The organism is Rhodoferax sp. (genome assembly GCF_010365055.1).
Taxonomy (GTDB): domain Bacteria; phylum Pseudomonadota; class Gammaproteobacteria; order Burkholderiales; family Burkholderiaceae_C; genus Rhodoferax.
Genome location: NZ_JAAFHA010000014.1, coordinates 1 through 22946, shown reverse-complemented (window position 1 = coordinate 22946; position 22946 = coordinate 1). Strand labels below are relative to the sequence as shown.

The following is a 22946-nucleotide window of genomic DNA, read 5'->3' as shown; positions in this document are numbered from 1 at the left end:
CTTGGCTGACTACAGCCCCGCCGCTGCACGCAGCGCCTGCGCTTTGTCAGTGCGCTCCCAGGTGAACTCGGGCTCTTCACGGCCAAAGTGGCCGTAAGCGGCGGTCTTTTCATAGATTGGGCGCAACAAGTCGAGCATCTGGATGATGCCTTTGGGGCGCAGATCAAACAATTCATGCACCAATTCCGCGATCTTGTCGTCCGGGATCACGCCGGTGCCTTCGGTGTACACCGTCACGTTCATCGGTTTGGCCACGCCAATGGCGTAGGCCACCTGAATCTGGCACTGGCGCGCCAGGCCCGCCGCCACAATGTTTTTGGCCACATAACGGGCAGCGTAAGCGGCGGAGCGGTCCACCTTCGTTGGGTCTTTGCCGCTGAAGGCGCCGCCGCCGTGCGGGCAAGCGCCGCCGTAAGTGTCCACAATGATCTTGCGCCCGGTCAGGCCGCAGTCGCCTTGCGGGCCACCCACCACAAAGCGCCCGGTCGGGTTGATCAGGTACTTGGTGTCCGCCGTCAACCATTCCTTCGGGCAGACCGGCTTGATGATGTCTTCAATGATGGCCTCAATGAAGGCGGGCTTCATGTGCTGGCCGTCGCTCATCTCGGGGCTGTGCTGGCTCGACAGCACCACGGTGTCGATGGAGTGCGGCTTGCCGTCAACGTAGCGCATCGTGATCTGGCTCTTGGCATCAGGCCGCAGAAACGGCAGGCGCCCGTCCTTGCGCAGTTGCGCCTGGCGCTCCACCAGGCGGTGGGCGTAGTAGATCGGCGCGGGCATCAGTTCGGGCGTCTCGTTGCAGGCATAGCCAAACATCAGGCCCTGGTCGCCGGCGCCGGTATTGAGGTGGTCGTCCGAGGCATGGTCAACGCCCTGCGCAATGTCATTGCTTTGCTTGTCGTAGGCCACCAGCACGGCGCAACCTTTGTAGTCGATGCCGTAGTCGGTGTTGTCGTAGCCGATGCGCTTCAAGGTGTCGCGTGCCACCTGGATGTAGTCCACATGCGCGTTGGTGGTGATTTCACCGGCCAGCACCACCAAGCCGGTGTTGCACAGGGTCTCGGCGGCGACGCGGGACTTGGGGTCCTGCTGGAAGACGGCATCGAGAATCGCGTCAGAAATCTGGTCCGCCACCTTGTCGGGGTGGCCTTCGGAGACGGATTCGGAGGTAAAGAGAAAATCGTTCGCCATGGTGGAAAGCTCCAATCGAAAAGTAAAACAACAGGTTCGCGTTGCTTGGGCTTTTCGGGCTTTCGGCGAACGCTTTAGCAGATTCGTCAAATGATTGACAAGGCACAATGGCAGCTCGTTGCGAACCGCCTTTGTGTGTCGCCCTGCAAGTAGTTCCATAACTCAGCGACCGACGTAGTTTATCCGACCCATGAGCACCCTTTTCAAAACCCTGTCCACCCTGCCCTTGTGGCTATTGCATGGCGTGGGCTGGAGTCTGGGATGGCTGGTGTTCGCGCTCTCCGGGGTTTATCGCCGGCGTTTTCTGGCGAACGCGCGTCAGGCGGGCATGGGCTGGCGGCAATGGCGCGTTGCCGTGGGCGAGAGCGGCAAGCTGGTGGCCGAGTTGCCGCGCCTGTGGCTGGGCCGACCGGTGCCGGTGCAATGGATTGGCGCGCAGCAGGTTGAGGCGGCTTTGGCGCTCGGGCGCGGCGTGCTGTTCTTGACGCCACACCTGGGCTGCTTTGAGATCACGGCCCAGGCCTATGCGCAGCGCTACGGTCAGACGCAGCCGATGACGGTACTGTTTCGCCCCTCGCGCCAAGCCTGGCTGCGCGAGGTGATGAACACGGCACGGGTGCGCCCCGGTCTGGACACGGCCCCAACCACGCTGGCCGGTGTCAAGCAGATGATCAAGGCGCTCAAAAAAGGCCAGTCACTGGGCTTGCTGCCGGACCAGGTGCCGCCACTGGGCATGGGGCTTTGGTCGCCCTTTTTCGGCCGGGATGCCTACACCATGACCTTGTCGGTGCGGCTGGCGCAGCAGACCGGCGCCACCGTGCTGATGGCCTGGGGCGAGCGTCTGCCCTGGGGTCGGGGCTACCGGGTGCATGTGCAGCCCTTGCCCGCCGCGTTGCCCAAGGAGAGTGAGCAGGCGGTGCACGTCATCAATGCGGCGCTGGAGGCGCTGATTCGCGACTGCCCGCAGCAGTATCTGTGGGGCTACGCGCGCTACAAACAGCCGCGCCAGGAAGTCTGAAAATTTATGACAAATAAGCCTGTAGCCCCCGTCTTACAAGCGTATGCCGCTATCAATACGATTTCTATTTCAAGCTAATCACGCCAGCCGGTAAGTCTCCAGGTGGATGCTGGTCTCGGTGCTGCTGATGCCGCGAATCAGCCGGATGCGCTCGAGCACGTGCGAGAGTTCGGCCAGATTGGCAGCGCGCAGTTCAGCCAGCAAGTCCCAGCGGCCGTTGGTGTCGTGCAGGCAGGCCACGCCCGGCTCCCCGAGCAGGCTCGCAATCACGGCGCGGGTTTCATTACCCGCCACGGCCACGCTCATCCAGGCGCTGATCTCATTGGGCTCGGCATCCGGGCGCAAGCGCACGGTGTAGCCGACGATGATGCCGGCGTCTTCGAGCTTGGTGATGCGGTTGCTGACGGTGCCGCGCGACACCCCGAGTTTGCTCGCCAAGGTGGCCACGCTGGTGCGGGCATCCTTGCGCAAGAGGGATAGCAATTGGTGATCGGTGGCATCCATGCTGCCATTTTGGCACTTAACCATGACTATATGGCAGCTTCTTATCAAAAAGACGTCATATCTGACGATTTACATTGACGCGCCGATTGGGGACACTGAGTTGAACCGACCGGAGCTCTCCTCATGAAACACCCCACCCTGATTCAAACGCCAACGCAAACCCAATTCTTGAGCGTCCAGGACGTTGCCGCTCTGGTGTCACACGCCGGCATTGCCGCCACCTTGACGCGCCTGGCGGACTACATTCTGGACGACTACCGGCGCTGGCAGGACTTTGACAAATGCGCCCGCGTGGCCAGCCATTCGCCCGATGGCGTGATCGAGCTGATGCCGATTGCCGATGCCCAGACCTACGCCTTCAAGTACGTCAACGGCCACCCCAAGAACACGCGCTTGGGGCTGCCCACCGTGATGGCGTTCGGCGTGCTGGCCGATGTGGCCACCGGAATCCCGCTGCTGCTGAGCGAGCTGACCTTGAGCACCGCCTTGCGCACCGCCGCCATGTCGGGCGTTGCAGCGCGCGCGCTGGCCCGGCCCAACAGCAAAACCATGGCCCTGATCGGCAACGGCGCGCAGGCGGAGTTTCAGGCGCTGGCGTTTCACTACCTGCTGGGCATTGAAGAAATTCGGCTGTTTGACAGCGACGCGCTGGCCACGCGCAAGCTGATGCGCAACCTGCAACACACCGGGCTGCGCTTGATCGCCTGCAGCAGCATTGCACAGGCGGTGCGCGGCGCTGACATCGTGACCACGGTGACAGCCGACAAAAGCAACGCCACCATTCTCAGTGCCGACCTGATCGAGCCCGGCATGCACATCAATGGCGTCGGTGGCGACTGCCCCGGCAAGACCGAGCTGCACCCCGATGTGCTGCGCGCAGCCAGCGTGTTTGTGCAGTACGAGCCGCAGACCCGCATCGAAGGCGATTTGCAGCAGATGCCGGCGGATTTTGCCGTGACCGAACTCTGGCGGGTGCTGCGCGCCGAAGCGCCGGGGCGCAGCTCTGCAGCGCAGATCACGCTCTTTGATTCGGTCGGCTTTGCGCTGGAAGACTACTCGGCGCTGCGCTACCTGCGGGATGTGGCCTTTGAGTTGGGCCTGGGGCAAAAGCTGTCCTTGCTGCCCGAGCTGGCCAACCCGAAAGACCTGTTCAGCCTGATTCGCCCCGATGCCAGCGCGCGTGCCAACGCCGAACCCGCGTTAGCATGGGCCGCATGAACACCAGCCCACTTTCCCCCAGCGCGCAGCGCGCGCCAGAGCGCATCAGCCTGATTGGCGTCCCCACCGACATCGGCGCCGGCATGTTAGGTGCCCGCATGGGGCCGGAGGCGTTGCGCGTGGCGGGTCTGGCGCAGGCCCTGGCGCAATTGGGGCTGGAGGTCAAGGACTGCGGCAACCTCCAGGGCCCGGCGAACCCGTGGCAAGAAGCCGTCAACGGCTTTCGCCATCTGCCCGAAGTGGTGCAGTGGAACCAGTTGCTGCATGACACCCTGTATGCCGAACTGCAGGCCGGTCAGCTGCCGATCATGCTCGGCGGTGACCACTGCCTGGCCATCGGCTCCATCAGCGCGGTGGCGCGGCACTGCCGCGACCAAGGCAAGAAGCTGCGGGTATTGTGGTTTGACGCGCACGCCGACTTCAACACCGCCACCTTGACGCCCAGCGGCAACATCCACGGCATGCCGGTAGCCTGCCTGTGCGGCCACGGCCCGCAGGAACTGATCCAAATCGGCGGCCATGTGCCGGCGCTGCTGCCCAAACAGATTCGTCAAATCGGCATTCGCAGCGTCGACGCCGGTGAAAAGCGTCTGGTGCATGACATGGGCATTGAAGTGTTCGACATGCGCTACATCGACGAGATGGGCATGCGCCACGCCATGGAGCTGGCGCTGGCGCTGGTGGATGCCAACACCCATTTGCACGTCAGCCTGGATGTTGATTTTCTGGACCCGGATATTGCCCCCGGTGTCGGCACCACCGTGCGCGGCGGCCCGACCTACCGCGAGGCGCAGCTGTGCATGGAGATGATTGCCGACACCGGTCGGCTCGCCTCGCTCGACGTGGTGGAACTCAACCCGGCGCTCGATGTGCGCAACCAGACCGCCGAGCTGGCGGTGGATTTGATCGAGAGCCTGTTTGGCAAAAGCACCTTGATGCGCGCCGCCCCGGCAGCACGCTGAAGTGGGCTATGGCGCGATTTTGCAGGGCGCAGGCCAGGTCGTTGAGTTTGAATCAACGGCAGCAATGATGTGCCATATTGGAATATATGGCAACAAAAATAGCCTCTAATTGCTATTTTTTAAATAGCTAGCTACACATTATTAATGTGGGCTATAGCGACATAAGATCACTATCGTGTGCAAGTCCATGTATTCGTTTAGCGCACATCACCCCTGCTGGTGAACCGCCATGGTGGCGCGCTTCGGGCGCAGCAGCGGCAGCAGTTGCACACCGACCATGCTGGCCAGTATCAGGGCGCAACCGGCCAGACCGGCAGCGTCCAGACGGTCGCCCATCAGCAGGTAGCCAAAGCCGGCAGCAAACAGGGTTTCAGCTGACAACACAATGGCGGCGTCGCTCGCCTGCGCGTAGCGCTGCGCCACGACCTGGGCGGTAAACGCCACCCCCACCGACAAGACACCGGCGTAGGCCAGCGACCAGCTCGCCGCCTGCAGGCCGACCCAGCTGGCAGGCTCCCAGGTCAGGCCCCAAGCCAGCGTCGACAAGCCACAGACCACAAATTGACCGCCCGCGACCAAAAAAGGCGCCGCCATGCGGTGCGCCACCCGGCCAATCAGCAGCACATGAAGCGCCCAAGGCAGGGTCGAGGCGATGATCCAGAGATCGCCAGCGCCAATCGACACGTGCTGCGCGCCGGAGAGCAAATAAGCCCCTGCCAGGCAGGCCAGCGCGCCTGGCCAGACTGACCAATGCGGCAATTGGCGCCATAGCAGCCAACCGAGCACGGGCACCAGCGGCACATAGAGCGCCGTCAGGAATCCGGCATGGGTGATGCTGGTGCTGACAATGCCGATCTGCTGCATGGCGGCGCCCAGCGCCAGCAGGGCGCCCAGCCCGGCGATCTTGAGCCCATCGAGGCGTTGCAGGGCTTTGCCGCGCTGCTGCAGGCTGCGCCACTCCAGCCACATCAGCGGGGTGACGACCAGAGCCCCGATCAGAAAGCGCACGCCGGTGAACAGCATCGGCCCCAGATGCGCCATGCCCCGGCTTTGCGCCACGAAGGCGGAACCCCAGATCAGGGCAACCAGCGTCAACAACAAATTGGCATTTACACGGGACATGGCGCGGGCCTGGCTAGTTTTGCGACGCCTGCGCGCCAACGACACGAGAAAGACAGCGGACTTAGCGCCCGGGCCGAAGACCCAGGATGTTACGCGCCTCGTCGGGTGTCGCCACTGCCCGATCAAGCTCGCGGCTGATACGGGCGATCCGCGCCACCAATTGCGCGTTGCTGCTGGCCAGCTCGCCCTTGCGGTAGTACACATTGTCTTCAAAGCCGACGCGCACATGGCCGCCGAGCACAATCGCCAGCGCACCCAGCGGCAGTTGCGCCGCACCGATGCCCGCCACAGTCCAGGTGGCGTCCTCGGGCAATTGCGCCTTGAGGTACATCAGCGCCTCGGGCGTGCCCGCCATGCCCCCCGCAAGACCGAGCACAAAGTCAAAGTGCTGCGGGCCGCTCAACACGCCCTTCTGGAGCCAGCGCAGCGCGGTGCTGAGCATGCCGGTGTCAAAAATCTCGAGTTCGGGCTTGACGTTGTAGTCTTGCATCGCCTTCAGGAACACCGCCATGTCGGCCGGATGATTCATGAACACGTCGCCGCCGAAGTTGACCGAACCCATCGACAGGGTCGCCATCTCGGGCTTGAGTGTGACCGGTGCCAGACGTTCCTGCGGCGTCATGCCGACGGCACCGCCGGTGGACACCTGCACGATCACATCGCAACGTGCGCGCACCGCCGCGATGATCTGGCGGTAGGTTTCCTTGTCCTGCGTCGGTGTGCCGTCCGGGTTGCGGGCATGAACATGCACGATGGCTGCACCCGCCTCGGCGCACGCTTGGGCGGCCTGCGCAATTTCGTCGGGCGTGATCGGCAGCGCCGGTTGCTGCTCGCGAGTGACTTCGGCGCCGCTCAATGCGGCTGTGATGATGAGTTTGTCCATGATCAGCAGGTGACGGGTGGGCGTGCGATGCGCTGGCAGGGCACAGGGACGACGCAGGTGCCGCTGGCTTTGCAGACCACGATCGGCTCGGCCAGCACGTCGGCGGCGGACGCCTGGCCCGCTATGGCGGCAGACGCGATCACCTTGCGCGCTTCAAACACCATCTTGCGTGAGCTCTTGCCCATGGCGACGATGCGCCCGCTGGCCTCGATGTAGTCACCGGCGTAGACCGGCGCCAGGAACTCAATGTTGTCGTAGGCCACAAACAGGCCTTCGTCGCCGTCGCTGCGGATCAAGAGCTCGGTCGCAACATCGCCAAACAGGTGCAGCATCCGGGCGCCATCGACCAGACCGCCGGCGTAGTGTGCGTCGTGCGCGCTGATGCGCAGGCGGATCAGGCTGGTGTAGTTTTCCATGTTGTTTCCTTTCGCTCGGCGCGATGGTTGGTGAGTTATTTTCGCTTTGCCTGGTAGCTTCATCTCTTAATGACCCGCGCTGCGGCAGTCATTGGCGGCCTCCTCATGCTGGAGTACCAGAAATCGTCAGCCGCCAACGCCAGCCACATCGCTGGCGCTTAGGGTGAAAAAAACCAAATAGCACTTCAATCTGTCTTGAACAAAACCTCAAGCGTCCACTATCCCGCGCGGCAACTCAACATGAACCGAGTTATTGAGGTCAGATTCCAAAAACCCTTGCACTCGCGGCACACCGACCAGCCCATCAACATCAATTCCGCTTGACCCACTCATGAATCGCAAAGGAAGCCACATCTTCCGCATACGATTTGGCGCCAAAGCCGGCGTCGTAACCGAGTTCTTTCGCCAGTTCGTGGCTGATGCGCGGGCCGCCCACCACCAGAATCACCCGATCGCGCAAGCCTTCGGCCTCCAGCAGATCGGCCAGCCGGGTCAGGTTGTCCAGGTGAATGTTCTTCTGCGTCACCACCTGCGACACCAGAATGACATCGGCCTTTTCTTCAATCGCACGCGCCACCAGCACTTCGGAGTCCACCTGCGCCCCGAGGTTGATGGCGCGAATCTCGTGGTAACTCTCCAGGCCCTTGTGGCCGTTGAAGCCTTTCATGTTCATGATGGCGTCGATGCCGACGGTGTGGGCGTCGGTCTCGATCGTGGCGCCGACCACCACCATGCGGCGCCCCATCTTCTGGGCGATCAGCGCGTTGATGGCCTCTTTGTCCATGACCTCGTAGTCGGGTTTGACGACTGAGAAGCTGGCCAGATCCACCTGATGCCGGCATTGCCCATAGACCACGTAAAAGCTGAAGCCCTGGCCCATGTCTTCGCAGTGCACCACGGCGGGATCATCCAGCCCCATCAGCGCCGCCAGCCGCTTGGCGCCTTCTTTGCTCGTCTCATTGAGCGCCACCGGCAAAGTGAAGGACAGCTGGACGCGGCCGTCACCGAGCGTGTCGCCGTAGGGTTTAACCCATTGTTCTGGCCGTTTGGATTCAAGCATGGTGATTTCCTCCAGGCAACATCAGGTGTGGGAACGGGTTGTAGTAGTTGTCGGCCTTGGGAATCACGCCATCCAGCCCTTTGCCGCCCGTGGGCGTGCGCGAAATGTCGGCAAACAGGCCTTGGCCAATGGCGCCGGCCAAGCCCATGGCTTCGATCTGCGCCAACATGGTTTCGGCCTCTGCCAGCACCGACTGGGCCCGCAATTCGATCTGGCCGCCGCGCTTGAATTCAATCTCGCTGTGCAGGTCTTTCATGGTACTGAACACATACTTGGCGTTCTGGATCGCCAGAAAGCGGTCCTGGATGAACGGCGTGTGAATCGCCTCCGTCATCATGCCAAGCAGGTGGATGTTTTGCTGCGTCACGCTGCTGACGATGTTGAACAGCGCGTCCTGCACCTGGCCCTTGAAGATGTTGCCCGTCATGTGTTTGGTGGGCGGCATGTACTTCAGGCAAGCGTCGGGGAACACCTGGCGCACCAGTTGCGCGTGCGCCAGTTCCCACAAGAAGCCGTTTTCCATCTCCGGGTGAATCTCGAATGCATGGCCCAGCCCCATTTGTTCGGGTTTGAGTCCCGACAGCACTGCGAACTGTTCGTTGATCAGCTGCGAAGCCAGCACCGTGTGCGCGGCCTCATACGCGTCCGCCGTGGTCAGGTAGTTGTCTTCGCCGGTGTTGATGATGATGCCCGCATAGGCATTGACCATGCGCGAGAAAAACTGGTCGATGAAGGTGCGCTTCATGTTGATGTCGCGAAAGATGATGCCGTACATCGAGTCGTTGAGCATCATGTCCAGGCGCTCCACCGCGCCCATGGCCGCGATCTCCGGCATGCACAGGCCCGAACAGTAGTTGGTCAGGCGGATGTAGCGGCCCACCTTGGCGCCCACTTCGTCGAGCGCAGCGCGCATCAGGCGAAAGTTCTCCTGCGTGGCGTAGGTGCCGCCAAAACCTTCGGTGGTCGCGCCAAACGGCACGTAGTCCAGCAGGCTCTGGCCGGTGGAGCGGATCACGGCAATGATGTCGGCGCCCTGCTCGGCCGCGGCCCGGGCTTGCACCACGTCTTCATGGATGTTGCCGGTGGCCACAATCAAATACAGCCAGGGGGCTTTGCCCTGGCCCAGGGTCTTGATCTGGGCGTCGCGGTGCGCGCGTTGCCCGGCGATGTGCTGGCAGGCTGTTGCGGCGTGCGCTTGAGCGGCCTGGCGTGCCGCTGCTTCGTCTTGGGGGTAGCTCAATGTCAGGCTGCCTGCCGCCACCGCCTCAGCGACTTGTTGCGCGGTGAAGCCCGTCTGCTGCATGGCGCCCGCCAGAATGAGGGCGGCACCGTGTTGCAACAGGTTTTGCGTCTGCAAGTGCTCGACCACCCGGTTCGGTAGCGGCACCTGGTTGTCATCGACGCCATCAACCCCGAGCAGGCGCAGCGTGGCGCGCTCCACGGTGGTGGTCGTAAAACCGGACATCTCGTCAAAGACTTGGCGCGCAATGCGTTGGGCCGAGGCGCGGGCGCGGTCGATCTGCGGCTGGTCTAAATGCAATTGCGACATGTCTTGTTCTTTCTTTGCTCAGAATGCTTGTTTTGTGTGGCCTGCTGCCGCGTTTGGCAGCAGGCCTGGGTGATCGTCCAGCAGCACATCGCTCACGTCGTAGTGGGGGAACGCGTGGCGGCCGGCGGCCAGGAAGGCGGTGGCGTCAAAGCTGCCGCCCAGGGGCGAGAAGGGGTTGAGCGTGATGCCAATCATGCGGATGGCACGGTGCGCCAGCAGCTGACCCCCGAGCTGGGCAAAAGCGGCCAGATCGGAGGCCTGCACAAACAGTTTGGTGCCATCGCTCACCACCACGCGCAAGCCCGGTCTGGCCGCGGTGAGTGTCATCAAAGCGTGCCAAAGCGTGCGTCCGACGGCGCCACTAACAGCTATTATTTTAATAGCTGTATGCGCATACTGCATGAGGGCTGGAGCCGAATTCAGTGTAGGAATTGAAGATAAAAACAAGGACTCGCCCTGCCTGTCCCACAGACCCACGCCACCCTGCGCGAAGACCGGTTCGCACAGCTGGCGAACGGCGGCATCGGCCTGCGCAATACCCAAAATGGCGAGCCGGTCACCCGTCTTGCGGATCACATCCGACATGCCGCCGCCGATGGCCGCGCCCGTGGCCAAAATCACGCCGTCGGCGATAGCCGGGGAGGCATGGTGGCTGCGCCCGAGCGCGCCGTCCAGCAGCACCAGCGCGGCGCCGCACTGTTGCAGGCGCGCGATGACCTGGCGCTGATCGCCACCACGGGAGGCCCCGGCGATCTCCATCTCACCGTAATCCAGCACCTTGACAAGCACAATCTCGCCCATCGGGCTGCCGATGCCGGTGGCGTCGATCAACTGGTAGCGCACCTTGGCGCGCTGCAAGGTGTCGCGCGCCGTGGCCACCAGCGTACCGGGCCAGACCCGCACCGGCGGCTTGGGCACAAAGAACACCTGATCGCGGTCCTCGCCGTCGCGGCCAATCGAGGTGACGCCCGTGGCAACTTGGGCTTTTGCCGCTTGCGCCAGCAGATGGTTCAGCGCCACGGTTTTGCCGGTGTTTTTGGTCATGCCCATCACGGCCAGCGTGCTCATGCCACTGGCCTGGATGCGCTGCCAAAGCGGGCTGGTTAAAGCAGCCCTGCCGGTGTCAGACATAAAGCTGCTCAAACAACTGGCGCAGTCTGGGGCTCTCGCGCAGCAAACCCAGCGCGAACTCCGCGTGGCCGGTGGCGTAGCCGTTGCCGACAATCATCTCCACGTCCTTGCCCACGCCCTCTGCGCCCAGCGCGGCGGCGGTAAAGCTGGTCGCCATGGAGAAGAAATAGATCTTCCCGTGTTGGCGCGTCGCCAGGATGCTGCCCATCTCGGTGTTGGGAATGTTGACGCAGTTGATCACGACATCGGCCATTTTTCCATCGGTCACCGCAGCCACCGCCTGCATCAGCGCCAGCGCGTCGGTGGCATCGACCTGAAGCGCATGGTCCGCCCAGCCCAGGTCTTTCATGCGCTGGCAGTCCTTCGCAAACGGTGAGACGCCGATCACGCAACCGGTCGTTCCGGCACGCTTCTTCGCTTCATAAATACACAGGGTACCCGACTTGCCGCCACCGCCAATCACCACCACCGTGTGGCCCGGCTGCACCAGCCGTGCAGTTTGCGCGGGCGCACCGGCCACATCCAGAATCGCCAACGCCAGATTTTCGTCAAGGTCGTCAGGCAACTTGGCGTACAGGCCGGTCTCGAACAAAATGGCCTGACCCTTAATCTCGATCTGGTCCTTGTGCAGGTGAATCTTCTTGATGGCATCGATGCGCAGGGGGGTGAGCGACAGCGACACCAGCGTGGCGATCTTGTCGCCGACATTGAGATCAATCTTGTCCGCCAACGCCGGGCCGATCTGCGCCACGCTGCCGATCAGCATGCCGCCCGAGCCCGTCACCGGGTTATGGTGCTTGCCGCGCTGCGCCACGATGTCATTGACCATGGCGGCAATGCGGGCCTCATCGTTTTCGCACGCCGCCTTGATCTGCGTGAAGCTGGCGGAGTCGATGTTCAGCGCCGACACGTCGATCAGAATCTCGTTGTCATAAATGGCCATCGTGTTGTCGAGCTTCCAGGCCGGCTGTGGCAGGACGCCGATGGGTTCGAGCACCCGGTGGGTGCCGTAGGGAGAGCCGTGTTTCATGGTGTCAGTTGGTGCGGCTCGGCAGGTGAAAGTCCTGGCCCAGGCCGGGCATCTCGATTGTCATGCCCTTGTAGTTGCGGCACTTGACGGTGGTGCCGCTGCCGTCCGGCAGTTCTTCTTCACGCACATAGCTGGGCGTGATCGGCAGCTTGCCCAGGCCGCCCAGGCCATCGACCACGAAGGTCGGGATCGCCGGGCCGCTGATCCAGCCGCGCAGCCCTTCATAGAGTTCGAGCATGCGCCGGTGCGGCACGATGAAGTGGTGCGCGCCTTCGACCATGTCGGTTGAATAAACGTAATAGGGGCGCACGCCCATCTCAATGGTCTGCATGAACAGTTCGCGCATGACCGCCACATCGTCGTTGACGCCCTTCAGGCACACGGTCTGCAGCCCCATCATGATGCCGGCCTTCTGGATCATCTTGACGCGCTGGCGCAGGAGTGGCGTGATCTCCTTCGGATGGTTGATGTGGATGTTGACCATTTGCACGCGGTGCTTTTCCAGCACGGCGCACAGCTCGGGCGTCACGCGCGTGGGCATCTGCACCACCATGCGCGAGCCGATGCGCAAGAAACGCACATGCGGGGCGCGCCGGCGCAATTCGCCCAAAATGTAGTCGAGCCGTTCGTCGGTGAAGGTGAAGGGGTCGCCGCCCGAGAGCAGCACATCCTCGATCTCCGGATTGCCGGCGATGTAGTCGATCGACGCCTCGATCTCGTCCTTGGCGACCGAGCCGTCGGGCTGCGACACCATGCGTTTGCGGGTGCAAAAGCGGCACAGCGTGGCACAGGTGTTGCTCACCAGAAACAGCACCCGGCGCGGGTAGCGGTGGACCACGCTGGTGCCCGGCACCGTGTCGCCTTCCTCGCCGAGCTGGTCCAGGGAAGTGGCGAAGTCCGGCTTGGTTTCTTCGTGATGCGAGGGCAGATACTGCAGGCGAATCGGACATTTCGGGTCGTCCTTGTCCATCAGTTTCGCCATATAAGGCGTGATGGCAATGGCAAACTTCTTGTAAACCGTGTCGTTGACGTTCTCGATGTTGTTCAGAACGCCATCCAACTCTGAGTGGTGCGTGTAGCGGCGCACAAACTGCCTTTGCCAGGACTCGGACTGCGGATCGTAGGCATCGAGTTCCGCGCGCGTCAGCAATTTTTTGGCGGGATTGAAGTCAACTCTTTGCAGCATGGGGGGCTCCTGATCGGTGGCAATGGCCCAAATCACCGGCGCGATGACTTGAAGGCTGCGAACAAGTTTAGGCAGCAGTGCTGCCAGACAAAATAGGCAAATCGCCTGAATTCAGGCGCTGATTTCAGTCAAAATGCTCCCCTTTCCTACATATTGATTGATTGACGCATGGCCACCTCGCTCGATACCCTGGATCGCCAACTGCTTGACCTGCTCAAGGTCAATGCCCGCCTGCCGATGGTCAAGCTGGCCAAAGCGCTGGGCTGCGCCCGCAGCACGGCGCAACTGCGGCTCAAAGCGTTGGAAGATGCGGGGGTGATCACGGGCTACACCGTCGGCCTCAGCGCCAACCGCTCGGCGCCAGGCATTCATGCCATGGTGCTCATCTCCATCGAATCAAAAAACGAGCCCGAGGTGGTGCGCGCGCTGACCCGCCGCCACGAGATCACCAAACTCTATTCAGTCAGTGGCCGCTATGATCTGTGCGCGCTGCTGTCCACCGAGTCGACCCATGAACTCGATGCGGTGATCGACAAGATGCGCGTGATCAAGGGCGTGATCGAGACCTTCTCGACCATCCTGCTGGCGACGAAGCTCGACCGGCCCGAATAAAGACGACCCTAAGCCGTCACCGGGGCCGGGCGGCCAAACAGATAGCCCTGAAAATGGGTGCAGCCCAGCTCAAGCAGCGCATCGCGTTGCGCTGCGGTCTCAACCCCTTCGGCAATCACTTGCAGGTTCAGGCTGGCACCCAGGGTGACGATGGCTTTGACAATGTTGGCGTCTTGCGGGTCACTCAACAAGTCGCGTACAAACGACTGGTCAATCTTGAGCTGATCCAGCGGCAGCCGCTTGAGCATGCTCAGCGAGGAGTAACCGGTGCCAAAATCGTCAAGCGAGAAACGCACGCCCAGCGCCTTGAGCGCGCTCATGCGTGCAATGACGCCCTCGACGTCGTCCACCAGCAGGCTTTCAGTCAGTTCCAGCTCCAGGCGCTGCGGGTTGGCACCTGTTTCAAACAACACCTGCTCCACCGTCTGCACAAAGTCGCTCTGGCGAAACTGGCGCGCACTGACGTTGACCGCAATGCACCACTGCGCCTGCTCAGTGCTCGTCGCCCAGGTCACCAGCTGACGACACGCGGTGCGCAATATCCAGCGCCCCAGTGGCAGGATCAGGCCGGCTGATTCGGCCATCGGGATGAACTCCAGCGGCGGCACCAGTCCGCGCTGCGGATGCTGCCAGCGCACCAGGGCTTCCACCCCGAGCTGTTGCCCGGCGGTGTCCACCTGCGGCTGGTAATACAAGACAAATTCGGAGCGCGCCAGTGCCTGGTGCAGATCGGCCTCCAGCGCGGTGCGCGCGCTCACCTGGGCCTGCATGGCGGGGTTAAAGAAGCACAGCGTGTTGCGGCCTTCGGCCTTGGCTCGGTACATCGCCAGGTCGGCCTGCTTGAACAATTCGTCCCGGCTGGTCGGCTCGTCGCCAAACATGGCAATGCCGATGCTGACCGTGCTCTGGTAGTTCTGGTTTTCCAGCAGGTAGGGCTCGGCAATCTGTTGCAGTATCTTTTGGGCCACGTGCTGCGCTTGCTCCAGCGCCGCATCCAGTTCGGGGCTCAGATCGCACAACAGCAGCACAAACTCGTCGCTGCCCTGGCGCGCCAGCGTGTCGCCAGCGCGCGTGCAGGTGCCCAGGCGCACCGCCATCTGGCGCAGCAGCTCGTCGCCCATCGCATGCCCCAGCGAGTCGTTGAGGTCTTTGAAATTGTCGACATCAATAAACAGCAGGGCGCCACGCTGGTGTTGCCGCCCATTGGCTTTCAGGGTTTGCTGCAAGCGTTCCATCAAGAAGCGGCGATTGGGCAGCAGCGTCAGGGGGTCGTAGAAAGCGAGCTGATGAATCGCCTCTTCCGCGCGTTTGCGTTCGGTAATGTCAGTCGAAATGCCGCACAGGGCGTAGATGCTGCCGTCAGCTTGACGCAGCGGCAATTTGATCGACAGGTAGGTGCGCTCCTGGGTGCCGTCGCGGCTGCGGTTGACCTCCTCGGCCTCGATCCGCTCGCCGTTTTCGATCACCCGTTGATCATTGAGGTGCAGCCGCTCGACCGTGAGCGACTCAAAAAAATCGTCGTCTGTGCGCCCCGCCACCTGCGCCAGCGGGCGACCAAACAACTCGCACACCTTACGGTTGGCGTACTGGTAGCGCAACGCCGTGTCTTTGATATAAATATGCGCATCAACGCTGTTGAGAATGGTCGCGAGCCGGTCTTCGCTGGCGCGCAGATCACGCGTGCGGGCCGCGACCTGACGGCGCAGTAACGCGCTCCCCGCCAGTGCCAAAGCCAGCATGGCCGCCAAAGCCATCAGGCTCCACCACAAATAGGCGGGCACTGAAAATCGCGGTGGCACCTCCATCCAGCGTTTGAGCACTTTGAAATACTCGGAATCAGGTTGCGACTGCCATTGCCCCAGGTGCTGATCGATGGCTGCCAACAAATCCGCATTGCGCCCCTTGGCGGAGGCGTAAAAAAGTTGCGCTGGCTGAAAAAGGATCGGCGTCGCGTCCAGCTGGTAGGTGGCGGCCCGTCGATCACCAAAAAAGCGGTTGGTTGCCGCCGCATCCGCCTCACGCGCAGCCACTTTCTTGAAGGCTTCTTCCAGCGACTGGACCGGCACCAGCTCGGCTTGCACGTCAAAACTGCTCAGCAGGTTTTGCAGATACGTCTGCTGCACCGACCCCGCCAGCACCGCCACGCGCTTGCCCTTGAGGTCCAGCATCGAGCTGATCGGGGCGCCGCTGTGTTTGTAAAGCTGCGACCAGCTCAAGAGCGAAGGAATCTTGTGAACGTCAAAAATCTGCAGGCGCTGCTCGCTCGAAGCCAAGTCGGGCATCAGATCAATATTGCCCGACTCCAAGGCGTCCAGGCAAGTCGACCATTCGCAGGGCACCGACGTGAGCGTCCAGCCTTCCAGGCGGGCCATCGCCACCAGCAAGTCGCCCAGGATGCCACTGGGCTGGCCGTCGGCGCCCATGAAAATCTTGGGCTCGTTCTGGTACACGCCCACGCGCACCTCGCGCGCCAGCGTCAGGGTTGGCGCCCCCAGCAGGGCCAGCCAGCACAGCGCCAACAGGCTGCGCAGGCGCCAGGCAGAAGGCAAAGAATTGAAAAAAAGCATGGGACGCAGCGCGTATTTCAAAGGAACTTGACTGTCGCCATTGTGACTCAGGCCAGGCCATCGAATCGACATGAACGGAGTATCCGCGCAGATGCCACGACCGTTGCATGGCGGGCCAGCGGCCGACGACTGGCTCACGGCACTTGCAAACGCCCCGCCCACACCCCCATAATTTCGCCCGCATAGTCAAGAAAGTGTTGCCACTTCAAACCTGTTAGTTTTGACTTAGGACCCATCATGTTCGCCGGTGACCAAGACATTGAGCGTGCCGTCATTGAACTGACAACCTTCCTACCTGAGCCGCTGCGCCCGCTCGCCCGCGTGGCTTTCAACTACCGATGGTCATGGACGGCCGATGGCGCGGCCATGTTCGAGGCGATTGATCCGGAGCGCTGGATCCGCTGCGGGCGCAATCCGCGGCGGCTGCTGTCCGAGGCGCCGCCATCCATGATGGCACGCGCTGCGGCCGATCCGGGATTTGTCGGCTGGGTCAGCCGGATTGCGGCAGAGCTGGCGCTGGACGCCGCCCGGCCTTGCTGTGAGGGCGGAGTCGAGCCGGCGCACCCGGTGGCGTTTTGCTGTTCCGAGTTTGCCGTGCATGGCTCCCTGCCGATCTATTCAGGCGGGCTCGGCGTGCTGGCTGGCGACATCTTGAAGGAGGCCTCAGACCTCGCCTTGCCGATGGTCGGCGTCGGCCTGATGTACCGCACCGGCTATTTTCACCAGCGAATCGACGTGACCGGTTACCAGCACGAGTACTGGATCGATGCCGACCCCGAACGAATGCCGTGCGTCAAAGTCACCGGCACTGATGGCCGAGCAGTCACAGTGATGGTGCCGATTGATGATGAGAACGTGACGGTGCAGGTGTGGCGTGTTGACGTCGGACGGGTGCCGCTTTACCTGCTTGACACCGATCTGGCAGTGAACAGCCAGCGAGGACGCTGGATCACCTCGCGCCTGTACGAGGGCAATCGCGCGATTCGGCTGGCGCAATACGCGGTATTGGGGGTTGGCGGGGTACGGGCCCTGCGCGCTCTGGGGATTGAGCCCACGGTGTACCACTTCAACGAAGGCCACCCGGCACTTGGTGTGTTTGAGTTGCTGGCCCAGGCGCAAGCGCTGGCTCCCGTGGGAAGCGCGCGTGAGGCCGCCTGGCAACAGGTGCGCGAGCAAGTGGTCTTCACCACCCACACCCCGGTCCCGGCCGGCAACGAGACCTACCAGCGCGCCGAGGTGCTGGCCATGCTGGGACGCATTGCCGATCTGGTCGGAGAACGGGAGCAATTCCTGGCGCTGGGGCGCGTCGATCCCGCCAACCCCAACCAGGCCATGAGCATGAGTGTGCTGGCGCTGCGGGCCAGTCGCCACGCCAATGCGGTGAGCCAGCGGCACGGCCAGGTGGCGCGCGCCATGTGGCAGCCGCTGTTTCCTGGCCGTGCCGTGCAGGAGGTGCCCATCACCCCCATCACCAACGGCGTGCATATCCCCAGCTGGCTGCGCGGCCCCATGCGCGCCTTGCTGGACCGCCACCTGGGCGACGGCTGGCTGCGCCGCGCCGACCAGAGCGCCACCTGGGCGCCAGTGCAGGACATCCCCGCCGCCGAGCTGTGGGCAGCACGCGGCGCGGCGCGCGCCCAGCTGGTTGACATGATCGCGCGGCGGGCCACCAGCGACCGGCTGCGCCGCGGCGAACCGCTGGATTACGCCGAGGCGGCCGGCAGCGGCTTCGACCCCGAGCGCCTGACCATCGGCTTCGCCCGCCGGCTCGCCACCTACAAGCGCCTGCACCTGGTGGCGCTGTTGCCGCAGCGCGCGCTGGCGCTTATCGGCGGCACGCAACCGGTGCAATTTGTGTTTGCTGGCAAAGCCCATCCCGACGATCTCGCCGCCAAGGAGGTGGTGCGCCAGGTATTTGCCCTCAAGCGCGCACCCTCTGTGGCCGGGCGCGCCGCCTTTTTGGAAGACTACGACCTGACGCTGGCGGCGCAATTGGTGGCGGGCTGCGACGTCTGGGTCAATCTGCCCCGGCCGCCGAACGAGGCCAGCGGCACCAGCGGCATGAAGTCCTGCCTGGGCGGTGGCCTGCAACTCTCGGTGCTCGACGGCTGGTGGGCCGAGGCTTTTGACGGCAGCAACGGCTGGGCCATCAACGGCGACGTGATGGATGACACCCAGGCGCAGGACCAGCGCGACGCGCGTGCCCTGTTTGACCTGCTGGAGCAGGAGGTGGTGCCGATGTTTCATGAGCGCGACGCGCAAGGGATAGCGCAGCGCTGGGTCGCCATGATGCGGCGCAGCCTGCTCACCCATGGCCCACGCTTCTCGGCGTCCCGCATGGTCCGCGAGTACGCGGAGCAGGTGTACCGGCGCGACTGAACACCATCCCTGGCGGCACCGCACCGATATTCATTCTGTTACCGTTTTTGCAGAATCGGTGGCGACTTTTCCAGTGGCGACCCGTACCATGCGTCCTTTTCAAGGAAATCACATGGCCATGTCCCCGCACTTTTTCAACAAACGCGAACCTGAAACAGCACCTGCACGCCCAGGCAGTTCGACATCGAACGTCAACAGTTACAGCGCATCGGGCACGACCGGCACCCAACAGCCAAGCACGGTGAATTCGGCGAGTCCCGCCACCACTGCACCGGCCACACCCATCACGCCCCAAAGCGGCAGCAAACTGACCGTCGGACCGAACATCAAGCTCAAAGGCGTTGAAATCACCGATTGCGACACGCTCGTGGTGGAGGGTCTGGTCGAGGCGACCATGGATTCACGCGTGATTGAGATTTCGGAGCGCGGTGCCTTCAAGGGCTCGGCCGAGATCGACATGGCCGAGATTCATGGCCAGTTTGATGGCAACCTGACGGTCCGCCAGAAGTTGACCATCTATGCCACCGGCAAAGTCAGCGGCAAGATCCGCTACGGCAAGGTCGTGATTGAAGAGGGCGGCCAGCTCACCGGCGATATCCAGTTTGGCGCCATGCCGACGCCAAAATCCGCCAGCCAGGCGCAAGCCGCTTAGGCCTGGAAATCTGACCGCTTAGCCTGGCCCGACGCTCAAAGCAGCGCCAAGCCTGCTGCCGCGTTGTCGGAGTCCGCGCTGACCGGCGCGGCACACGCGCGCAGCCGCTGCGTCAACTCCGGCGCCGGCATCGCCTTGGCAAACAGCCAGCCTTGATAGACCTCGCACCCATGCTGGCGCAAGAACGCCAGTTGCGCGTCGGTTTCCACGCCCTCGGCCACCAGCGACATGCCCAGGCTGTGCGCCATGGCAATGATGGTTTTGGAAATGGCCATGTCGTTGGCATCATCAGGGATGCCGTCCAAGAAGCTCTTGTCGATTTTGAGCTTGTTGATGGGCAAGCCTTTGAGGTAGGCGAGCGAGGAGTAGCCGGTGCCAAAGTCATCCAGCGCCACGCGGCAACCCAGGGCTACCAGGGCGTTGAGTTGTTCGCGCGCCTGCTCGGGGTTTTTCATGGCCACCGACTCGGTGATTTCAATGTCCAGCCACTGGGCCTGTGCGCCGGTGCGCGCCAGCGCAGCGCACACTTTCTCAGCCAGGTTCGGCTGGTTAAATTGTTGCGCCGAAAAATTGACCGCCACCCGCAATGGCATACCGGCCTGCGCCCAGGCGGCAATTTGCGCGCAGGCGGTCTCCAACACCCAGTCCGACAGCGGCAAGATCAGGCCGGTCGCCTCGGCCACCGGAATAATGCGCGTCGGCGGTACCTGGCCCAACACCGGATCCAGCCAGCGCAGCAAGGCCTCAGCACCGACGATGACACCCGTGTTGACATCCACCTGCGGCTGGTAATGCAGCTGCAAAGCACCCTGGCCCAGTGCTTCTTTGAGCCGGGTGTACAAGGCCATGTTGTCACGCACGGACTGGTCCATGTCGTGTGAATAGAAGGCGTAAGAACCGCGGCCGTTTCCCTTGGCCTGGTACATGGCCATGTCGGCGTAACGCAGCAGGGCATCGCTGCTTTGTGCATCATCAGGATAAAACGCCAGCCCCAGGCTACCGCCAGAATACACAGCCTGGTCCTGCAGGTGGTACACAGCCTGCAGCGAAGCCAGGAGCTTGTTAACCACACTGATCGCTTCATCGCGCTCAAGCAGATCACCCAGCAAAATGGCGAACTCGTCCCCACCCTGGCGCGCCAGCACGTCCTGTTGGCGCAAGACACTGCGTAACCGGGCACTCACCTGTACCAGCAATCCGTCTCCAATGTGGTGGCCAAAGCTGTCATTGACCGTTTTGAAGTAGTCCAGGTCAATGAACAGCACCGCCACGTGCAGCTTGGCGCGTGCGGCGCGCGCCAAAGCCTGATCGAGTTGCAGGCGAAACAGCCAGCGGTTGGGCAGGCCCGTGAGTTCATCGTGGGCGGCTTGGTGCCTGAGCGACTCTTCAAACTGCTTGCGCTCGGTCAGGTCGCGGATGTAGGCAATGGCGTGGCCTTCTCCTTCGTCTTCCCAATGCCCCAGCGAGATGTCTACTGGCAGCAGCTGACCATCACGGCGCAGCAGTTTCAGATCCATCAAGCCCATGGTGCGCGGATGCGGCGCCAGGAAATAGCCCCGCATCGACTCCGCATGGCGCACGCGCAGGTGCGCCGGTAAAAAGAGGTCCACGTTTTGACCCACCAGCTCAGCCGCCGGGTAGCCGGTCAGCATCTCCGTGGCCGGGTTGGCCATCAAAATACGTCCGGTGTTGTCGACCCACAAAACGCCATCGGGCGCAGCATTGAGTATCACGCGTTCGCGCAGGGACTGCACTTCCAGCCGCTCCAGCGGCCGGCGCAGGGCCTCATTGAAGGTGGCATGGAACAAATACAGATAGGCCGCGACCTTGTAGAGGTGCCCGAGCATATTGGCCCCGTCTTTGTCAATCAGCCCCAGCATCGTAAAAAAGAGCGCAGAAACGGCCGACAGGGCTGCGGCATAGCCCAAGGCCATGACGCATCCATGCGCCCATGCCTGGCGGCGACGCCACACCACCGCGATGGTCATGGCGTTCACGGCCACGACCATCCACTCCAGCCCGATCTTCAACGGCGTCAGGCCGGTGCCCTGAACAAATAGCGCAGGCACGCGATCGGGCAAATACAGCCCGACATAGCCCAGCACGCCCACCAGCGCCAGCGTCAGGGCCAGGGCGAGGCGCTTTTGCCCTCTGGAAACATCCGGCACAGTGGGCAGCGAGACGTACAGCAGCAAGGCTGCGGCTGCCAACAGGCGCGCGGCCAGCCAGAAGAAAATCGATTTGTGCGGGCTGTTGGCGGTCACCGCATCGGGCATGCCGACATAACTCAGGGTGTGCAAAAAATCGAGCAGACCAACGCCGAAAAACGCCACACCCAGCAACACCACCGCGCCCTTGCGGGCCGACAGGATGGCTCGGTAGCCCGTCACAAAGATCAGCATGGCCACCACCACCGCAAACAATTCGATGGTGTTGTGCCAAAACACAAAGGTCATCGGCTCGATCACGATTTGCCGAGCCGGGTGTGACACCCACCACAGCAGCGGTATCGCCAGCGCCAGCAGGATCAAGCCGATGGCGTTCTGATAGGGCTGAGAATGTTCTTGCTGCATCGATGCGATTTCTTTGTTTTTGCCTCGCCTGCGAAGCGGGGCGACAGCGTCAGCTTCCTATCTTAGATTGAAAACACCTTAACCGCCTCCACCAGGCGCTGCGCCTGATCGCTCAGGCTGTTGGCGGCGGCGCTGCTTTCCTCCACCATGGCGGCGTTTTGCTGGGTCATCTCGTCGAGCTGCGCCACTGCTTGGCCGACCTGTGAGATACCCAGCGTCTGCTCCTTGGACGCAGCTGAAATTTCGGTGATCAGATCATTCACGCGGTTGACCTGACTCACCACTTCCGTCATGGTCTCCCCCGCCGCGGCCACCAGTCGGGTGCCAGAGCTGACCTTGTCGACCGAGTCATCAATCAGGCCTTTGATTTCCTTGGCCGCCGCAGCCGAGCGGCCCGCCAGGCTGCGCACCTCGGTGGCCACCACGGCAAAGCCGCGGCCCTGCTCGCCAGCCCGGGCCGCCTCCACCGCGGCATTGAGCGCCAGGATATTGGTCTGAAAGGCGATGCCGTCAATCACGCTGATGATGTCGGCAATCCTGCGGCTTGAATCCGAGATCAAACCCATCGTGGCCACCACATTCGCCATGGCGTCGCCGCCCTGCGTGGCGACCAGTGTGGCCGCATTGGCGACCTGGCTGGCTTGTTGCGCTGTGTCGGAGTTTTGACGCACGGTGGCGGTCTGCTGCTCCATGGCGGCGGCAGTCTGTTCCAGATTGGCCGCCGTTTGCTCGGTGCGGCTCGACAAGTCGTTGTTGGCGGCGGCAATCTCCTGGCTCGCCACCCGCACCCCCGACACCTGCTCGTACACATCCGCCACCAGGGACTGCAAGTTGAGACCGGCCTGGTTGACGGCGCGCGCGATCAAACCGATATCGTCACAACGGTTCAGGTT

19 protein-coding genes are annotated in these 22946 nt (G+C 62.7%); 6 read left to right on the top strand and 13 right to left on the bottom strand.

Annotation, left to right across the window (positions count from 1 at the left end; translation table 11 throughout):
• Window positions 1–9: 9 nt before the first annotated feature.
• A complete protein-coding gene (gene metK / locus GZ093_RS05585; RefSeq protein WP_296483242.1) occupies window positions 10–1191 on the bottom strand; it encodes a methionine adenosyltransferase in 1182 nt (393 codons plus the stop codon).
• Window positions 1192–1381: 190 nt separating this feature from the next.
• Here metK and GZ093_RS05580 point away from each other — a divergent pair, with 190 nt between their 5' ends.
• Window positions 1382–2209, top strand: a complete 828-nt coding sequence (locus tag GZ093_RS05580) for a lysophospholipid acyltransferase family protein (protein WP_296483239.1) — start codon at window positions 1382–1384, stop codon at window positions 2207–2209.
• A gap of 78 nt (window positions 2210–2287) precedes the next feature.
• On the opposite strand, the gene GZ093_RS05575 is transcribed toward GZ093_RS05580, so the two are convergent.
• Window positions 2288–2713, bottom strand: a complete 426-nt coding sequence (locus GZ093_RS05575; RefSeq protein WP_296483320.1) for an Lrp/AsnC family transcriptional regulator — start codon at window positions 2711–2713, stop codon at window positions 2288–2290.
• Between the two features lie 123 nt (window positions 2714–2836).
• Between GZ093_RS05575 and GZ093_RS05570 the strand changes: the two genes are divergently transcribed.
• The gene (locus tag GZ093_RS05570) at window positions 2837–3931 is read left to right on the top strand and encodes an ornithine cyclodeaminase (protein ID WP_296483236.1); all 1095 of its coding nucleotides are present in this window, start codon (window positions 2837–2839) and stop codon (window positions 3929–3931) included.
• A complete protein-coding gene (rocF, locus tag GZ093_RS05565; RefSeq protein ID WP_296483232.1) occupies window positions 3928–4893 on the top strand; it encodes an arginase in 966 nt (321 codons plus the stop codon). Before GZ093_RS05570 ends, rocF begins: the two co-directional genes overlap by 4 nt.
• A 207-nt stretch (window positions 4894–5100) precedes the next feature.
• Here the strand turns inward: rocF and GZ093_RS05560 are convergent, their stop codons facing one another.
• The 8 genes from GZ093_RS05560 to GZ093_RS05525 form a co-directional block, all read right to left on the bottom strand.
• The gene (locus GZ093_RS05560) at window positions 5101–6015 is read right to left on the bottom strand and encodes a DMT family transporter (protein ID WP_296483229.1); all 915 of its coding nucleotides are present in this window, start codon (window positions 6013–6015) and stop codon (window positions 5101–5103) included.
• A 61-nt stretch (window positions 6016–6076) separates the two neighbouring features.
• Window positions 6077–6898, bottom strand: a complete 822-nt coding sequence (locus GZ093_RS05555) for a 3-keto-5-aminohexanoate cleavage protein (RefSeq protein ID WP_296483227.1) — start codon at window positions 6896–6898, stop codon at window positions 6077–6079.
• A 2-nt stretch (window positions 6899–6900) separates the two neighbouring features.
• The gene (locus tag GZ093_RS05550; RefSeq protein WP_296483224.1) at window positions 6901–7314 is read right to left on the bottom strand and encodes a hotdog domain-containing protein; all 414 of its coding nucleotides are present in this window, start codon (window positions 7312–7314) and stop codon (window positions 6901–6903) included.
• A 310-nt stretch (window positions 7315–7624) separates the two neighbouring features.
• Window positions 7625–8374 (bottom strand): OAM dimerization domain-containing protein, encoded by a 750-nt coding sequence (locus GZ093_RS05545; RefSeq protein ID WP_296483221.1) that lies wholly within the window; start codon window positions 8372–8374, stop codon window positions 7625–7627.
• Complete coding sequence (locus GZ093_RS05540; RefSeq protein WP_296483218.1) at window positions 8367–9923, bottom strand: lysine 5,6-aminomutase subunit alpha; 1557 nt, start codon at window positions 9921–9923, stop codon at window positions 8367–8369. Before GZ093_RS05540 ends, GZ093_RS05545 begins: the two co-directional genes overlap by 8 nt.
• 18 nt (window positions 9924–9941) lie before the next feature.
• The gene (locus tag GZ093_RS05535; protein ID WP_296483216.1) at window positions 9942–11054 is read right to left on the bottom strand and encodes a hypothetical protein; all 1113 of its coding nucleotides are present in this window, start codon (window positions 11052–11054) and stop codon (window positions 9942–9944) included.
• Window positions 11047–12084, bottom strand: a complete 1038-nt coding sequence (locus GZ093_RS05530) for a zinc-binding dehydrogenase (RefSeq protein ID WP_296483213.1) — start codon at window positions 12082–12084, stop codon at window positions 11047–11049. Before GZ093_RS05530 ends, GZ093_RS05535 begins: the two co-directional genes overlap by 8 nt.
• 4 nt (window positions 12085–12088) lie before the next feature.
• Window positions 12089–13270: a KamA family radical SAM protein gene (locus tag GZ093_RS05525; RefSeq protein WP_296483211.1), complete on the bottom strand. Its 1182-nt coding sequence runs from the start codon at window positions 13268–13270 to the stop codon at window positions 12089–12091.
• A gap of 168 nt (window positions 13271–13438) precedes the next feature.
• On the opposite strand from GZ093_RS05525, the gene GZ093_RS05520 reads away from it, so the two are divergent.
• Window positions 13439–13882 (top strand): Lrp/AsnC family transcriptional regulator, encoded by a 444-nt coding sequence (locus GZ093_RS05520; RefSeq protein ID WP_296483208.1) that lies wholly within the window; start codon window positions 13439–13441, stop codon window positions 13880–13882.
• A gap of 8 nt (window positions 13883–13890) precedes the next feature.
• Here GZ093_RS05520 and GZ093_RS05515 read toward each other — a convergent pair whose 3' ends face one another.
• Window positions 13891–16449 (bottom strand): EAL domain-containing protein, encoded by a 2559-nt coding sequence (locus GZ093_RS05515; protein ID WP_296483205.1) that lies wholly within the window; start codon window positions 16447–16449, stop codon window positions 13891–13893.
• Between the two features lie 237 nt (window positions 16450–16686).
• Between GZ093_RS05515 and glgP the strand changes: the two genes are divergently transcribed.
• Together glgP and GZ093_RS05505 are read left to right on the top strand one after the other, a co-directional pair.
• Window positions 16687–18828, top strand: a complete 2142-nt coding sequence (gene glgP, locus GZ093_RS05510; RefSeq protein ID WP_296483203.1) for an alpha-glucan family phosphorylase — start codon at window positions 16687–16689, stop codon at window positions 18826–18828.
• Between the two features lie 112 nt (window positions 18829–18940).
• Entirely contained in the window at window positions 18941–19480 is a 540-nt protein-coding gene (locus tag GZ093_RS05505; protein WP_296483201.1) for a polymer-forming cytoskeletal protein, read from the top strand.
• 35 nt (window positions 19481–19515) lie between these two features.
• Here GZ093_RS05505 and GZ093_RS05500 read toward each other — a convergent pair whose 3' ends face one another.
• Window positions 19516–22053 (bottom strand): EAL domain-containing protein, encoded by a 2538-nt coding sequence (locus GZ093_RS05500; protein ID WP_296483198.1) that lies wholly within the window; start codon window positions 22051–22053, stop codon window positions 19516–19518.
• A gap of 62 nt (window positions 22054–22115) precedes the next feature.
• On the bottom strand, window positions 22116–22946 hold an 831-nt coding region (locus GZ093_RS05495), incomplete at its 5' end, for a methyl-accepting chemotaxis protein (protein ID WP_296483195.1).